Annotated in this window: 12 protein-coding genes and 2 pseudogenes; 8 read left to right on the top strand and 6 right to left on the bottom strand. The window is 37.5% G+C overall.

Annotated elements, in window-relative coordinates:
- The gene (locus tag AACL31_RS05120; RefSeq protein ID WP_339053804.1) at nucleotides 1-666 is read left to right on the top strand and encodes an outer membrane protein; all 666 of its coding nucleotides are present in this window, start codon (nucleotides 1-3) and stop codon (nucleotides 664-666) included.
- A gap of 242 nt (nucleotides 667-908) precedes the next feature.
- Here AACL31_RS05120 and AACL31_RS05115 read toward each other — a convergent pair.
- Nucleotides 909-2,210, bottom strand: a pseudogene (locus tag AACL31_RS05115) (DUF3748 domain-containing protein).
- A gap of 134 nt (nucleotides 2,211-2,344) precedes the next feature.
- On the opposite strand from AACL31_RS05115, the gene AACL31_RS05110 reads away from it, so the two are divergent.
- A complete protein-coding gene (locus AACL31_RS05110; RefSeq protein WP_310511769.1) occupies nucleotides 2,345-2,962 on the top strand; it encodes a trimeric intracellular cation channel family protein in 618 nt (205 codons plus the stop codon).
- A gap of 33 nt (nucleotides 2,963-2,995) precedes the next feature.
- Here AACL31_RS05110 and ligB read toward each other — a convergent pair whose 3' ends face one another.
- A complete protein-coding gene (ligB, locus tag AACL31_RS05105; protein ID WP_310511768.1) occupies nucleotides 2,996-4,714 on the bottom strand; it encodes an NAD-dependent DNA ligase LigB in 1,719 nt (572 codons plus the stop codon).
- 303 nt (nucleotides 4,715-5,017) lie between these two features.
- Here ligB and gmk point away from each other — a divergent pair, with 303 nt between their 5' ends.
- The 5 genes and pseudogenes from gmk (at nucleotide 5,018) to recG (ending at nucleotide 10,914) form a co-directional block, all read left to right on the top strand.
- Nucleotides 5,018-5,641, top strand: coding sequence for a guanylate kinase (gene gmk / locus AACL31_RS05100; protein WP_310511767.1), 624 nt, complete (start codon nucleotides 5,018-5,020; stop codon nucleotides 5,639-5,641).
- A 51-nt stretch (nucleotides 5,642-5,692) separates the two neighbouring features.
- The gene (gene rpoZ, locus AACL31_RS05095; RefSeq protein ID WP_310511766.1) at nucleotides 5,693-5,968 is read left to right on the top strand and encodes a DNA-directed RNA polymerase subunit omega; all 276 of its coding nucleotides are present in this window, start codon (nucleotides 5,693-5,695) and stop codon (nucleotides 5,966-5,968) included.
- 19 nt (nucleotides 5,969-5,987) lie between these two features.
- Nucleotides 5,988-8,105: a bifunctional GTP diphosphokinase/guanosine-3',5'-bis pyrophosphate 3'-pyrophosphohydrolase gene (spoT, locus tag AACL31_RS05090; RefSeq protein WP_339053803.1), complete on the top strand. Its 2,118-nt coding sequence runs from the start codon at nucleotides 5,988-5,990 to the stop codon at nucleotides 8,103-8,105.
- A 3-nt stretch (nucleotides 8,106-8,108) separates the two neighbouring features.
- Entirely contained in the window at nucleotides 8,109-8,828 is a 720-nt protein-coding gene (gene trmH, locus AACL31_RS05085) for a tRNA (guanosine(18)-2'-O)-methyltransferase TrmH (protein ID WP_310511764.1), read from the top strand.
- A gap of 4 nt (nucleotides 8,829-8,832) precedes the next feature.
- Nucleotides 8,833-10,914, top strand: a pseudogene (gene recG, locus AACL31_RS05080) (ATP-dependent DNA helicase RecG).
- Between the two features lie 73 nt (nucleotides 10,915-10,987).
- On the opposite strand, the gene gltS reads toward recG, so the two are convergent.
- Nucleotides 10,988-12,220: a sodium/glutamate symporter gene (gene gltS, locus AACL31_RS05075; protein ID WP_310511763.1), complete on the bottom strand. Its 1,233-nt coding sequence runs from the start codon at nucleotides 12,218-12,220 to the stop codon at nucleotides 10,988-10,990.
- Between the two features lie 1,134 nt (nucleotides 12,221-13,354).
- Here gltS and AACL31_RS05070 point away from each other — a divergent pair.
- Nucleotides 13,355-14,962, top strand: coding sequence for an AsmA family protein (locus AACL31_RS05070; RefSeq protein ID WP_310511762.1), 1,608 nt, complete (start codon nucleotides 13,355-13,357; stop codon nucleotides 14,960-14,962).
- A gap of 152 nt (nucleotides 14,963-15,114) precedes the next feature.
- On the opposite strand, the gene fabY is transcribed toward AACL31_RS05070, so the two are convergent.
- The 3 genes from fabY to yihX all read right to left on the bottom strand — a co-directional run bounded on the left by fabY (nucleotide 15,115) and on the right by yihX (nucleotide 17,190).
- Nucleotides 15,115-16,032, bottom strand: a complete 918-nt coding sequence (gene fabY / locus AACL31_RS05065) for a fatty acid biosynthesis protein FabY (RefSeq protein WP_310511761.1) — start codon at nucleotides 16,030-16,032, stop codon at nucleotides 15,115-15,117.
- Between the two features lie 40 nt (nucleotides 16,033-16,072).
- Complete coding sequence (gene dtd, locus AACL31_RS05060; RefSeq protein WP_310511760.1) at nucleotides 16,073-16,510, bottom strand: D-aminoacyl-tRNA deacylase; 438 nt, start codon at nucleotides 16,508-16,510, stop codon at nucleotides 16,073-16,075.
- Nucleotides 16,511-16,572: 62 nt separating this feature from the next.
- Nucleotides 16,573-17,190, bottom strand: coding sequence for a glucose-1-phosphatase (gene yihX / locus AACL31_RS05055; protein ID WP_310511759.1), 618 nt, complete (start codon nucleotides 17,188-17,190; stop codon nucleotides 16,573-16,575).
- Nucleotides 17,191-17,301 lie beyond the last annotated feature (111 nt).

Below are 17,301 nucleotides of genomic sequence, written 5' to 3'. Positions count from 1 at the left end.
ATGTACGTAACAGGTAAAATGGGGGCATCAATTCAGCAAATGTCAGGCCAATTTTTCCCAGTGAAATATATATTGGAAATTAATGGGGAAGAAGAAGAATTTAACAAAAAAATAAAAGGAGATAACCATAGAACTGCGGTATTTGGTGCCGGTCTCGGTTTAGGCTATGACTTTTATGAAAAATTTGATATTCCAATCAGAACCGAACTGGAATTTATTAGCCGATCAAGCGCTGATGATAGTTACTCAGAGGATGATATAATTTTTGTTTTTCCTGGTAAAACCTTTGTTAAAAATCAAATAGCAGTAAATACATTAATTTTTAACGCTTATTATGATTTTAAGAATTCATCTGATTTCACACCTTATCTTTCTGCCGGACTGGGTTATGCTTATATAAGTCAAAAAACATTTGTTGATGTTATGGCAAATGGAGGGGATAGACAGAGTTTATGGACACGCTCTCATGCCACCAACAACTTTGCCTGGAGCGCTGGTGCTGGCATCAAATACACAGTTAATAAAGATTTTTCATTTGATCTTAGTTACAAATATCTGGATGCCGGCCAAGCTGAAGTATATAACAACCTTTCTGACACAGAATATAACTCAAAAACCAAGGTCAAAACCCATGATATTATGTTAAGCGCAACTTATCACTTCTGATATCAATAACGTTGGATGGTATTGGGGTATAACATAAAACTATAATCTTTATAACAAATAAAGAAATTACCTGCTTTGGTCAGCATGTGTGTTTATTGACATAAACTCTCAGTATATCAGCCAGCAGACTAAAAATTAAAAGCCGGATACCCCAATCCAATGCACTATTTTGCTATAAAACGAATCGGTCATTCAGCAGTAAAATATTATTCAATTGAAACTTAAAATTGCATCTATATAAATCAAACAATCCCAGTCGCCACAATAAAAATTTGCTGATAGCCAGCAATATTACGCAGATAAGCAACATAGCTGTCATCCGGGGAAATAACCACTGCATCACCTAATGGCGGCAAATCACTGCGATAAGTCAAACGAATCAGTTTGCCGCAAGGAATTTCACATAACATCACGCTATTATCACAAATAAACGCCACATACCGACCTTGGCTATCCCAGCTAAACACTGACTGAATATGCTATGCAGACTTGCTAATTTGTTGCATTACCCCACTAACCGGAGAAACTAACCAAAACTGAACAATCCCCTTATTATCTTTCATTAAAAAACCAATTTTACTGCCATCAGGCGAAGATCGCAGCCAATGGCGCGGTTGATTAGCCACCCCCGGGTATTTGCGTTCATGAGTATAGGTTAAGCGGCGTTGTTTAATCCCTTTTGGTGGTGCAGGCATAGCGGTTTCTGTACCCTGTATTGGGTTAATTCCTGCAATGGCATACTTTTCAGCAGCTTCGGGCAAATCGACAATAAAAATTTCGGCCACTATTTTTCCATCTAGGGAGCAGGTATCACCTATAAATGCAATCGCCCAACGTTGCTTTTCACCATTCGCTCTCTCATACCCATTTCGACCTATCCAACCCTCTTCATAAGCACGGCTAATTTCATTACTACCTGGTGTTGGTACAGGCGTTGTTTCACTGATCACAACACAATAATAATGGCCATTATATTCACGGTGATGTTTTTTCTGACCCGCAATGCCTACATTAATAACATGATAAGGGATAGCAATCGCAACATTGCGCAAATCAAGCGCCGGATCACACTCATGCATCACGTGATCATTATAGGTAAAACTCAGCCTGCTATTATCTGAACTAAAGACATGAACATGCGTGCCTCCTCTCAATGCAACTGCTAAAAAAGGCGGCGTAATACACATGGCCTCAATATTTTCTGCAATATTAGGGGCCATATCGTTGACAATTACACCTCGACGATGATGAAAATCGTAATGCCAATTTTTATCGGGATTTTCCGGGCCATGAATAAAAGCATATCTGGGCGGATTTTCACTACTTACCGTAACAACACCAACATACGCGCCATTTTTCGCGCCATAGATCTGTTTTTGTTGTTGCGTTTTAATATTAACTTTTTCTATCATTAACCCAGTAAAAGAGGCACTATTTGGCCGTACATCAAAAACTAGCCACTGGCTATCTGATGTCCATACGTTTATATTAGTCAATTGATGATTACGTTTATCCAAAGTAACCTGCTGTTCTTGATAAAACATTTTATTATCCGCACTCTTTTATGGTGAACGATAAAAAATAATATAATTCTGTGAGCATGACAAGAATATTAGTCAATACTTTATTTTTATAATACAACTTTAAACCTTAAGGGTTATCGTATCTAAAAATCATTATGTTACTTAGCATACTTTATATCATTGGTATTACAGCTGAAGCTATGACAGGTGCTTTAGCCGCAGGCCGTCGTAAGATGGATGTTTTCGGTGTTATTATTATTGCATCAGCAACCGCATTTGGCGGCGGTTCTGTACGCGATATTTTATTAGGACACTATCCTCTTGGTTGGGTTAAACATCCTGAATATATTATCATTGTTGCTTGTGCGGCAGTTATTACTATCTGGCTGGCGCCAATGATGAAACATTTACGACGTTTATTTTTAATTTTGGATGCGATTGGTCTTATTGTCTTTTCCATTATTGGCGCTCAAATAGCGCTCGATATGAATTATAGTTATATTATTGCCGCTATTGCAGCCGTCGTCACGGGTGTTTTCGGTGGCGTACTGCGCGATATGTTATGTAATACAATTCCGCTGGTTTTTCAAAAAGAGATATACGCTGGCATCTCCTTTGCTGCGGCATGGCTTTATATCGGATTAATACTACATACTCCACTACCTAAAGATATGGTTATTATCATCACCTTAATCGCTGGTTTAACCGCACGTCTACTTGCCATTCGTTATCGATTAGGATTACCAGTATTCAATTATGAACATAATGATTAAGATCTCCATATGTCTAATTAAATCAGTAACTTTTTACTTAAACTGATTATCATTGGTAAATCCATTTATATTAATTTGGCGCAAAATTTTTACCAGCTGTTTAACATCTTTATGCTCAATAAACTGCGCTAACTTTTTCTGTTGTTTACGAGATAAAATATCACTATTTATCTCTTTAGATGATAAATCATCCCAACAGGTTATTTTGCTAAAAAGCTTTTCTGGTAATGGAACTCCAAGCCCTTTTAACCAATTAGAAAAAGGCTGTTTTTGAGCTGATAAAAATTGTTGATAAATAGATTTTCCTTTAATGGCGTTAAAGATTGCCACTTCATTGATTTGTTCCAGGGTTAAAGTAGCCCAATCTATTAAATTGGTTATTTTTCCAGCTCTTATTAATGCTAACCAGCCTTTCTCATTGATCCTTTGCATCTTAAGCTGTTTTGCCAACCAAACTAAGCGAGCAACAAATTGACTTTCGCATCTCATTGAGTAATAGAAGCAGCTTAATGGATGATAATTTTTTTGCTCTGGTACGGACAGCATTTTCTGCTGTTTAATTCGCCAAACAATTTTGTCAAATTTCGGGATCCCATGACCAGATAATGATATTTGTATCGTGTCTCCAGGCAAAATTTTCATCCCTTGCCAACGGTTTAATGACCCCATACTAATATACCGGATCTGTTTTCCATCAATTTCCACGGGTAAAACAACAATGACAGGATTAATTTTTCCGGTTCTGCCTATATTAAATTTAACGGTTTTAACTTGAGCAACCTTATGTGGTGTCGGATATTTCCAGGCAACAGACCAGTTATTTATGCCCACTTGCCAATATTGGCCTAAAGTATAGGGGAGTTGTTTTAATACAATACCATCTGTTGCAAAAGGCATTGGTTGATTGTAATAATAGCGTTGCCATTGTGTAATTTGATCAACACTACTGACCAAATGAGAATAACGTTTCGTTAACGGAAAACCCCAACTTTCTAATTGTTCAAATTGTGTTTGCATGTTCGATGGCCCATCAGGCCAACTCCAAATAAATATTCCAATTTGTTCCTCTTGTTGAACCAATAAATTCTTTCGCATTAACCAGCCAGCAACTTTATTGTGGGCATTGGTGCCACCCATAATGGCTTGTTGGTGACCAGGCTGATACCAAAACAGTTCACCTTGTAATATTAATTGAGAGGCATGATTTGGGATCTTTTTGGGAATTGCTGGCAGAAAATCAGCTTTTTTAGACCAATCAATCCCTTCTACACGATTACCCCGACTAATTAATGCAGCCAATTTACCCTTTCGATAAACCAATGTAACAGCCACACCATCGACTTTAGGTTGTAACCAAATTTCATGACGACCCGCTATCCATCTAGCGACTTCATCAACGGTTATCTTTTTTAAGCCAGTATGAGCAACTGGATGAACTTTTCTTCCTTTAACGGGTAAAGAAAGCGAATGAGTTTTATTTATCGGCTGATGAAGGCAATTTGACCAATGTTTCCATAACGCATAAATTTGATCGTAAGTTTCATCATTAACCAAACTTTGGCCATTAATATAATATGCTTTATTCCATCTTTTTAATTTTGAATTAACTGCTTTAATTTCCCTATGTAAAACTAATTCAGGCCAATCAGGGCATTGCATGCTTTCCGCTATTGATGAGTTTATATTTAGCAAAATCAATAATAAAAAAAAGCTCTGACGATAGTAGACTGAAATTAAAATAAAAGATCTCATAATAAACAGCATCCATGCATAATTTTAATCATCTATTTATTTCATTCACGAAAAATACTTTCAATATACAATTTCCATTATTGGGAAGTCGTAAATAGAAAATAATTATGAAGATATTTATTAATCATTTTTTCTCAAAGCACTTCGCAAAAATGGTAATTATTTTCAAAAATAATTCAGATTTTTCATTAAAAATGTTACTAAAGCTGTATGTTACTGATTGCATGTGTATACTATTAAAGAGCTTTTGTACTTTTTAAAAAATTTTTATTAATTAATTAGCCTATTAATCAAGAAATCATCATGATCCAAGGAACGTTATATATCGTGTCTGCCCCAAGTGGTGCAGGTAAATCGAGTCTTATTCAGGCTTTATTAAAAACTCAGCCTTTATATGACACACAAGTTTCTATTTCGCATACCACTAGAGCGATACGCCCTGGTGAAAAAAACGGTGAACATTACTATTTCATTACTGAAAGCAAATTTCAGCAAATGATTAAGCATAATGATTTTCTTGAATATGCCTGCGTTTTCGGCAATTATTATGGAACTTCCCGGGCAGTTATTGAAGAAATTATTAATAGCGGTGTCGATGTATTTTTAGATATTGATTGGCAAGGCGCACAGCAAATTCGCCAAAAAATGCCTTCCGCTCGCACTATTTTTATCTTACCGCCTTCTAAAAATGAGTTACTACGCCGTTTACGTGGTCGCGGGCAAGATAGCGAAGAAACGATTAACCAGCGGATGGCACAAGCGGTCGCTGAAATAAAACATTATAACGAATATGATTACATTATTGTTAATGATGATTTCAATACTGCATTGGGAGATTTACAATCTATTATTCGATCTGAGCGTCTACGTTTAGAACGTCAGATTCAGCGACATAATACTTTAATTAATAAATTATTGGCAGACTGAGTAAAGGTTCAGTATTATATCCGGTCATTTCTTTATCTTTGGAGTCATATTATGGCACGTGTAACAGTTCAAGATGCAGTAGAAAAAATTGGTAATCGTTTCGACTTGGTTTTAGTGGCGGCACGGCGTGCGCGTCAATTACAAATTAATGGTAAAAATCCTTTAGTTAAAGAAGAAAACGATAAGGTCACTGTTATTTCACTGCGCGAAATAGAATCAGGGTTGATTAGTGCTCAAATTCTTGATGTCCGCGAACGTCAAGAACAGCAGGAGCAAGAGGCGGCAGAAATGCAAGCAGTGTCCGCTATTGCTGAAGGTCGTCGTTAACTGAAAAGGTAGGCCTGCCTTGTACCTGTTTGAAAGCCTCAATCAAATCGTTCAGGACTATCTGCCAAAAGAGCATATATCGTTACTGAAACAAGCTTATCTTGTCGCCCAGGATGCACATGAAGGCCAAACCCGTTCAAGTGGTGAACCTTATATTACCCATCCAGTCGCGGTGGCATGCATTTTAGCGGTAATGCGTTTAGATCATGAAACATTAATGGCCGCATTATTACACGACATTATCGAGGATACCCCGACAACTTTTCAGGATATAAAACAGCTTTTTGGTAAAACCGTTGCTGGCCTGGTTGAAGGGGTATCAAAACTCGACAAACTCAATTTTCGTGACAAAAAAGAAGCTCAAGCAGAAAATTTTCGCAAAATGATTATGGCCATGGTGCAAGATATCCGTGTCATTTTAATCAAACTCGCCGATCGAACGCACAATATGCGTACTTTAGGTTCCCTTCGTGCTGATAAGCGCCGCCGGATCGCGAGAGAAACATTAGAAATTTATAGCCCGCTGGCACATCGTCTTGGTATTCATCATCTCAAAACTGAATTGGAAGAACTAGGCTTTGAAGCTCTCTATCCCAATCGCTATCGAGTTATTAAAGAGGTTGTAAAAGCCGCTCGTGGTAACCGAAAAGAGATGATACAAAAAATCTTGGCAGAAATTGAAGGTCGATTATTGGAAGCCAAGATCCCTTGCCGAGTATGTGGTCGAGAAAAACATCTCTATTCAATATATCGCAAAATGCACCTGAAAGAGCAACGCTTCCACTCAATTATGGATATTTATGCCTTTCGGATTATTGTTAAAGACGTTGATACATGTTATCGCGTTCTTGGGCAGGTACATAGTTTATATAATCCTCGGCCAGGGCGAGTGAAAGATTATATTGCGATCCCAAAAGCAAATGGCTATCAATCTTTACATACATCAATGATTGGCCCACATGGCGTACCTATTGAAGTACAAATTCGTACCGAAGATATGGATCAAATGGCAGAAATGGGTGTCGCTGCTCACTGGGCATATAAAGAACAAGGAGAATCTAGCACAACCGCTCAAATTAGAGCACAACGCTGGATGCAAAGCCTATTAGAACTTCAACAAAGTGCAGGTAATTCTTTTGAATTCATCGAAAGTGTAAAATCAGATCTTTTTCCTGACGAAATCTATGTTTTTACCCCCGAAGGTAGAATTGTCGAATTGCCCACTGGCGCAACCCCGGTTGATTTCGCCTATGCTGTTCATACCGATATAGGTCATGCTTGTGTTGGAGCCCGCGTAGATCGCCAACCCTATCCTTTGTCTCAATCGTTAAATACCGGGCAGACCATAGAAATTATTACCGCACCTGGCGCAAGGCCAAACGCCGCTTGGTTAAATTTCGTTGTTAGTTCCAAAGCCAGAGCAAAAATACGCCAATTACTTAAAAACCTTAAACGAGAAGATTCAATTAGTTTAGGCCGCCGCTTACTCAACCACGCTTTAGGCAATGGCAACAAACTGGGCGATATTCCGCAAGAGAATATCAATAAAGAATTAGTAAGAATGAAACTTCACTCAATTGATGATTTGCTCGCTGAAGTTGGCCTTGGCAATACCATGAGTGTCGTTGTAGCGCATAATTTGTTAGGTAATGCTAGTATAAATAACGTTATCACAGATAATAGTGATAGCCGTAGTAAACTACCAATCAAAGGAGCAGAAGGGGTATTAATTACCTTTGCTAAATGTTGTCGCCCTATCCCCGGTGATCCGATTGTTGCTCATATTAGCCCTGGTAAAGGTTTAGTCATACACCATGAGTCTTGCCGTAATATTCGAGGCTATCAAAAAGAGCCTGAGAAATTTATGCAAGTAGAGTGGGATGAGGGCGTTAATAACAACTTCATTGCTGAAATTAAAGTCGATATGATCAATCACCAAGGGGCATTAGCTAATTTAACAGCAGCAATTAATAGTGCAAATTCTAGTATTCAAAGTATGAATATCGAAGAGAAAGACGGGCGTGTCTACTGCGCATTTATTCGCTTAACCGCTAAGGATCGTATTCAATTAGCTAATATTATGAAAAAAATCCGTATCATGCCTGATGTCTTACGCATCAGCCGTAACCGGAACTAAGTTATGAATTCAAAACGTTATGCTCGCATTCGTCAAGTGATCGCCATGCGCCAACCTGATCTGACGGTTTGTCTTGAAAATGTTCATAAACCACATAATATTTCTGCCGTGATCCGTACCGCTGATGCGGTTGGAATACCACAAATTCATGCAATCTGGTGCAAAAATAACAGCAAAAGCTTATCCGCAGCAGCAGCCGGCAGTAATCATTGGGTAAAAGTAAAGACTCATGCCACTATTGAAAATGCAATTTCTACCTGCAAAGCTGCGGGCATGCAAATCTTAGCCGCTCATCTTACCAACCAAGCGATCGATTTTCGTCAAATAGATTATACTCGACCTACCTGTATCATCTTGGGACAAGAGCGAGCGGGCATTTCCAAACAAGCTCTCGCACTGGCTGATCACAATATTCATATTCCGATGATGGGTATGGTACAGTCATTAAATATCTCTGTGGCTTCTGCTTTAATTCTTTATGAAGCGCAACGGCAAAGACAAAATGCCAATATGTATGACGGCCTTTTTAGTCAGCTATCAGAAGAAGAGCAACAGGCGTGGCTTTTTGAGGGCGGTTATCCGGTATTAGCCGCCGTTTCAAAACATAAAGGACTTCCCCGACCACTAATTAACGAACATGGCGAAATTGTTGCCAGTGATGCATGGTGGGCAGCTATGCAATCGTCTAAAGTACCAGGTAAAAAACGCACTCTGGAGAACTAACCGCATGAGGGGGAAATTACTTGATGCTATTCCATTAACATCATTAAACGGTGTTGGTGAAACGCAAGCAGAAAAGCTCAATAAAATGGGACTTCGTACTATCCAAGATCTCCTCTTTCACCTACCTTTGCGTTATGAAGATCAAACTCAGCTTTATGCGATTAGTGAAGTTCAACCGGGTAACTCTGTGACTGTAAGCGGCGAAATATTACAAACTAAAATCGCATTTGGACGTAAGCGAATGATGACCAGCCACATTAGTGATGGCTCAGGAACATTAACCCTGCGGTTTTTTAACTTTTCTACCGCTATGAAGAATAGTCTGGCAGTCGGCAAATACGTCGTCGCTTATGGTGAAATCCGGCGAGGTAATTTAGGACCAGAAATTATTCATCCCGAATATAAAATAAAACCTAATGCCGATCATATTGAGTTATAAAATACATTAACACCCATTTATCCAACAACTGAAGGGATACGTCAGATAACTTTACGCAAACTTATTGCTCAAGCGCTAACGCTACTTGATACTTGTGCGATCAATGAGTTGATCCCGACGCCATTTAATCGAGGATTGATAAGTTTACCACAGGCTATTCAAACACTTCATCGCCCGCCGCCCGATATCCCTCTGGATCTACTGGAAAAGGGCAAGCATCCGGCGCAACGTAGATTAATATTTGAAGAGTTATTAGCCCATCAATTAAGTATGCTAACGGTTCGGAGTGAAACACAACAATTTTCCGCCCAGCCATTACCAGCAGAAGAAAAATTAAAACATCAATTACTGGCACGGTTACCTTATTCTCCAACCAAAGCCCAACAACGAGTTGTCAGTGAAATTGAAGCAGATCTGGCTAAAACAAGCCCTATGATGCGTTTAGTGCAAGGCGATGTTGGTTCAGGTAAAACATTAGTGGCGCTCTTTGCCGCAATTCGTGCTATCGCACATGGTAAACAAGCAGCACTCATGGCACCTACCGAGTTATTAGCAGAACAGCATGCCAATACTTTTCGCCAATGGCTAGAACCACTTGGTATCCAAGTAGGTTGGTTATCAGGAAAACAGAAAGGAAAATCCAGACTGAGTCAACAAAAAGCGATTGCACAGGGCGAAGTCGCAATGATAATTGGTACTCATGCCATTTTTCAACAACAAGTCGAATTCAACGCTTTAGCATTAGTGATCATTGATGAACAACATCGCTTTGGTGTACATCAACGTCTGGCGCTATGGGAAAAAGGTCAGCAACACGGCATTTATCCTCATCAGCTAATCATGACAGCAACGCCGATCCCACGTACTCTTGCGATGACAGCTTATGCGGATCTGGATAATTCAATCATTGATGAACTACCTCCAGGCAGAACTCCTGTCACAACAGTTGCCATTCCTGACACCCGCCGCAATGAAGTTATTCAACGAGTAAAAAAGGCCTGCCAGATAGAAAAACGACAAGTTTATTGGGTATGTACATTAATTGATGACTCTGAAGTGCTTGAAGCACAAGCCGCTCAAGCAACACAAGAAGAACTCACGCGCCTATTACCTGAATTAAATATTGGTTTAGTTCATGGACGGATGAAATCGGTAGAAAAACAAAACGTGATGGCAGATTTTACTGCCAATAAACTACAACTATTAGTCGCAACGACAGTTATCGAAGTGGGTGTCGATGTGCCAAACGCCAGTTTGATGATTATTGAAAATCCAGAGCGTTTAGGGCTTGCTCAGTTACATCAATTAAGAGGCCGGGTTGGCAGAGGGAGCGTTGCCTCACATTGTGTTTTACTATATAAAACCCCACTCACTTACGCGACTAAATTACGTTTACAGGTACTTAGAGATAGCAATGATGGTTTTATCATTGCGCAAAAAGACTTGGAAATTCGTGGTCCAGGAGAGTTGTTAGGTACTCGTCAAACAGGAAATGCAGAATTCAAAGTGGCTGATTTAATGCGCGATCAAGACCTATTGCCTGAAATCAGAAATATCGCCCAATATTTGCAGCAACATTATCCCAATCACACCAATGCGCTGATTGAACGTTGGTTACCTGAACGTTCACAATATAGCAACGCTTGAGTTAATTAACGATTACTTGCCAAGGCAAAAACCGCTAAATATCAGCGGCTCAGTTATATTAATTACATTCCTACTATCCATTCATTATTGGCGTTGAAAAAATGGGTAGCCATAGATAAAATTTAATCACTAATGCATTAATAATATCGATAAAGAAAGCACCCACCATCGGTACCACAAGAAAAGCCAAATGAGAAGGACCAAACCTTTCTGTTACAGCTTGCATATTAGCAATTGCTGTCGGCGTTGCCCCTAAGCCAAAACCACAATGACCGGCTGCGAGGACTGCAGCATCATAATTTTTACCCATAACTGGAAAGGTAACAAAAATAGCATAAAAACCCATCACAATCGCTTGTATTATCAAAATGATGAGCATTGGTATGGCTAACGAAGCAAGTTCCCACAGTTTTAAACTCATTAATGCCATCGCCAAAAAAAGTGACAAACTAACATTACCTAAAACTGAAACTGCGCGATCAAATACGCGGTAGAAACCAACCCATGATAAGCTATTACTTAAAATCACTCCGGTAAATAAAACACAAACAAAAGTAGGTAAAGTAAACTGATAACTGTCCAATAGCCATTGCGAAACCAATTTACCCACCACCATACAAATCGCAATCATGGCTAATGTTTCTATTAACACTAAAGAACTTATTACTCGCCCTGTTTGTGGCTTTTCAAATGCCATAGGGGTTTCTTTATCATCCTCTGAATTTTGGCTCACTGCTGGTGTTTTTATATTACGAACCAAGAAGCGCGCTACCGGGCCGCCAATCAATCCACAAAATACTAAACCAAATGTTGCACAAGCCATCGCAACTTCAGTTGCACTCTGAAAACCATAATATTCGGTAAAAATTTTACCCCAAGCACCACCGGTACCATGGCCTCCAGACAACGTAATGGAACCGGCCAATAATCCCATCAATGGATCGAGACCCAATAATTTTGACAAAGTAATACCAACCGTATTTTGCACCAACAGTAAGCCAACCACCACGAAAATAAAAATAAGTAGCGTTTTGCCACCCGCTTTTAGACTCAGCAAATTAGCATTGAGGCCAATTGTGGCAAAAAAGGCTAACATCATGGGCTCTTGCAAAGATAGGTCAAAACTTATCCCCCAATCTAAAGTTGTTTTCAATAACAGAAGAACTAGTGCAACAAGTAACCCACCGGCAACGGGCTCAGGAATAGTATATCTTTTTAGAATAGCAACCGATTGTACAAGTTTACGTCCAAGTAATAATACTAAGGTGGCAGCAACAAAGGTGCCATAGACATCAAGATGATACATTTACGTACCTCATTTTATTGTTAGTTTTTATGAAAGAACAAATAAGATGTTGTGGAATGTTTTGTAACAACACAAAAAGCAGGCTCATTGATTAAAGTTAATTTTTTATTTGAACACAAGTAAAAAACCCAAAAATTTGATAAGACTGATAGTTTTTAAGAGTATTTTGACTTCTAATGCATAATGAAGTTGTTAAATAACATGCTGTTTTTTGTAGAAAGAAAACATCAACCCTAGACCAAGCTCACAAATTGTTATATTTATGGTGAAAATTGACGAAGTGTTTTATATTAAATTTATTCTATGAAATTTTATGAGAAACACTTAATCAAAATATCAAATAATTTTGATGAAAACTATATTTTAGTAAAAAATAAGATAAATAATGAAAACAGATTATTTGAAGAAACCGACAATAATAAAAAATAATTAATAATAGAAAATTAACAGAAATCGATTTAGATGAAAATATAATTAATATCGATAAAATTTCTTATTTAACAAATAATAGTGTTTATAAAGAAAAGTTAGAGATAGCTCTCTTCTCGAACTAGGCTTTCAATAAGATGCTTTAATTAATTTAATTAAATGTTTAAAAAATAATACCACTAATTTAACAGACATAAAAAATACCGCTAAGTATTTAAAATTAAAAAAAATAATCTATCTTCTCCAAGTAAGAGTAGCAGATGATAAAATATTACTTTTCGTATTGAATAATAAAAATGATTTTAATGGATACTAAGTAATTTTTATATAAGTAAAATAGATTAATATATAATTAATTTTTGCTAAACAGAAAAAATGTTGGCAGATATTAAAGTTTTTATGGTTTAAAATAATTTAACTAATGTAGCTTCATTTTGGTATTAAAAAATAAGCAATTCTACTTAATTATCATAACAAAGATTATGGTACTGTAACCACTCTTGTGAGTTCTGTTACATTAACACCAACAACTCTACCTTTGCTGAACTACTGTCTGGTGTTAATGCAACAAAATCCTTTTTTGTTGACGATATCAAAAATTTCATTAGCCAAATAATTTATTTTTATTTTAATATTAAGCCAAATAATTCATTACAGCATAAAGCAAGATTGTTACTAAACAATTATGATAAAGAGGACATCCGGGTGCGCTGGCTAAAAAACCTGATTCTTACGCTCCTTATACTGATTATATTTATTTATCTGATCATACAAACCCAGTGGGGAGCAAAACAGTTAAGTGACTTACTCAGTAAATATACCCAATATGATGTAAAAATAGGTGTGATAAGTCATCATCTCACTACGCCAGGCGAAATTGTATTGCAAGATGTTGCTATCCATAATAAACAAAATAGCTTTAAGCTAAATACCAAACAAATTACCTTTGAATTGCTGTGGCAAAAAATATTTTCAGGCTCATGGTTACATCGGTTGGTTGTTACTGAAGGTGAGTTAACGCTACCCTCTTCCCGCCAGATTTTTCCTTTTAGCAGCAAAATATTGCAACTTGAAAACATGAACGTTAGCTATCGAATCGGTAATATTGGCTTGCTGGCAAGCAATATAACGGGTGGAATAACCCCCTGGCAACCAACTGCTGATAACCCATTTGGGGAGGGAAATTTTCAATTCACTACCGAACAGTTTGAGATTAATAATATTCATTTAACAACCCTGCTAGCAAAGGGAAGCTATAAAATCAATTCTCTTTTTATCGATGAGCTTACCGCTTACCTCAATAACGGGGTTATTAATGCCAAAGCTGTTCAATACACCGATCAAGCAATTACTTTAGCAAAACTGATGTTAACCAATACCGGGTGGCAATTTTCTTCATCACTCTCCCAATTGTTCAATAAGCTACGAGATATTAAAACATTGTCCATAAAAGAGCTGAATTTGACTAATACCCACTTCCAAGGAAAAGATTGGGCGATTGCCGGTTTATCAGGTAAAGTGGCTGATATAGTCCTTTCCGCTGGCAATTGGAACAGTCCGAGCAGTCAACTGAGTCTAAATGTTGATGAATTAATATATAAAAATCAACAAATTAGTCAATTAATGGCTGATATGACATTTACCAATGATATTTTGCATTTTAACCGTCTTGCTGGTTATTATGACAAAGGCCTTTTTAACATTGAAGCAAACTGGCATACCAAACAGCAATTTATCAATATTATTAATGCTCAATTAGCAGGTATACGTTATCAATTAGCAGATGATTGGTTTAGTTTTTTTAAAACACCCGTCGCCAATTGGCTGAATTCATTACATATTACTAATTTTAAATTAACTAATTCCTTACTGATGGATATCAACGCCAATTTTCCCTTTGAATTGACTAATGTTAATGGTTACTTAACCAATATGGATTTGATCAAACAAAAAAAATGGGGATTATGGCAAGGAAAAGGCGCCTTTACAGCGAGCAGTGGTACCTTAAATAAAGTTATGTTACGACAACCCTATATACAAATTTCTCCCCATAGCGATCACTCTTTTACGGTCGAGCTCAATACCAATATCGAAAATGGCTTAGTAAAATTCACCACTAATATTCAACAGCAGGCCAATGATAATGCTTTTTCATTATCAGCCAATGGAATAAATGTTGATTTAGCAATATTAAATCAATGGGGATGGAAAAATTTACCCATACAGACATTAGCGGATTTCAATTTCACTCTGAAAGGCAACTTGTTGGCCAATCCAATCGCGCAAACATTGACCGGAGAACTATCCTATTAAACACTTAGCGGAGAAAAAAAGGCTTACTCTATGAGCAAAGGCGAAATAACGGCACAAAATGATAGTCAAATACCACTGACTACCGCCAACGACGAAAAACCTTAGTTGCATCGATTAGCTGCCAATTTTGGCATCATGGCCAGGCTGTCAGATCATTTCTGTTTTTTGCCATCAGCTAATACCATGTAAGTGCCGGTAAATAGTGAGGCGTGAGCGCTTTTATCACTACCAATATCGACATCTAACTCAATTACAGCTTGACATCCTCTAGCCAGTCGATCTAAAGCACCGCGTATATTACAAAGATCGGCGACTGCATTTGGACGGCCAACAATCGGTTTATGGTAACGAATATGACCATCAACCAAAATAATATTACCACCCAGGTGTCTTTCCTGTAGTAATAACCATATTAACCCCCAGCCGGTTAAAGTGGCTTGTGAAAACTGACTACCGGCAAAAATGCTATGGTGAGGATTTTGATTTCTACCTTCAGACATACTGGTGATAAAACTCTGGCCGGTATACTGCACTATCTTTATTCCCATCTTTTCACTTAACGGAATTTTTTCGTGCCAAATTTTTTGTAATTGATTACACCAATCAGGTCTACGTAAAATTTTATCCAGGGTTTGCACCTTTTTTATCATCAAAAAATGCTTCACCGGTGTAAGAAGCTGGCTTGCAATAGGACCACGATTTTTAAATCCTAAACAACGAAAAAAAGGAACAGCCTCCTCACGGACACTAGAAACAATTCTTTTTACACCTTCCTGCCGTGCAACTGATTCCAATGCCATGGCAATCAGTTTTCCTAATCCTTTGCCTCGCATACTCGGATGAACAGATAAAAAACGGATAGCACCTTCATCATCTGCATTTATATACAATCGACCAATGGCAAGTATTTGACCGGCTTCATTCACTATCATCTGATGATGCGCCGTGGAATCATAACCATCTTTTTCAGAGCCGGGTGGTTGATGGAAAGGTTTACGCAACATCTCCCAACGAAACTGATAATAATTTTTAAAATCGGCTTCTGTTTTTGGTACTCGTAGATGGTACATAAAATTCTCTCCTTTTAATAAATAATGGCAGAGTTTATAACTAAACCTGCAAGTAAAATGTTACTGGACCATTATTCGTTAAACTAACTTGCATATCAGCAGCAAACTGTCCTGTTTCTGCTTTTATTCCTCTCAATCGGCACTGCTCAATAAAATAATGATATAGTGCATTAGCTTTATTGGCAGTTGCACTATTTGAAAAGCTAGGCCTCATTCCTTTTTTTGTATCAGCTGCTAAAGTAAATTGCGAAACAACCAGCAAACTGCCACCTACTTGCTGAATACTCAAATTCATTTTATCCTGCTCATCGTTAAAAATACGATAACCAATTATTTTTTCACACAACCGTTGAGCTTTTTGCTCATTATCTTCTTTTTCAATAGCCAAAAACACTAATAAACCTTCTGCAATTTGGCCAACACATTTTTGTTCAACTATCACATTAGCCTGAGTCACACGTTGAATTAAGGCAATCATACAAATCCTGTACTAAAACAAAGATAACATTAAATTAAGTATTATTTCAGTCATATTGATAACTACTGTTTGGCAGGGATGCTGAAATCATAGTTAGCAAAATATTTTGCGACAGTATTTTTATCGCTAACATGCCAGCTTTTAATACCCAACTGTGTGGCAGCAGCAACATTTTCCTCGCTATCATCAAAAAAAATAGCATTTTCAGCAGCAAATCCCTCTGATTGTAAAACATATTTATAGATTGCCAGATCAGGTTTACGCATGCCGAGATCTTGGGATAAGTAGAGAAAATCTGAAGAAGCCGCGATTTCAGGATAATGACTAGGCCAATAATTTTGATGTAAACGATTTGTATTGGACAAAATAACCACACGATGGCCTTGCTTACGTAAACGGGTCATAATTTCGATTACATCATAACGCAATGAAACGAAAATAGCGTTCCATCCCAGTGCAAACTCTTCAAAACTTAATGATAAACCTAATTTTTCACTGGTAAATTCAGCAAATTCAAAATCAGAAATTTTATCACATTCATGTAGTTTCACTGTTTCATCTAGTTCAAAATTTTGCGCCAAACTGGCGATAGGAATCTTACTTAATTCACTCCAAACCCGTAGCGCTCGATTAAAGTCGATATTAATAATTACATTACCCATATCGAAAATATACAGCATAAATTCTCTCCATAGTGACTGATATAAACTTTACTATATCATTATTAAAAGGATCAAACAGAAGAAAATAATTATTTGTCAAAATAGAATTTTTTTATAATAAATAAAATT

Source organism: Arsenophonus endosymbiont of Crataerina pallida (assembly GCF_964020125.1).
Taxonomy (GTDB): Bacteria; Pseudomonadota; Gammaproteobacteria; order Enterobacterales; family Enterobacteriaceae; genus Arsenophonus; species Arsenophonus nilaparvatae.
Note: the sequence above shows the minus strand (reverse complement) of the source record. Positions and strands in the feature narration are given on the sequence as shown.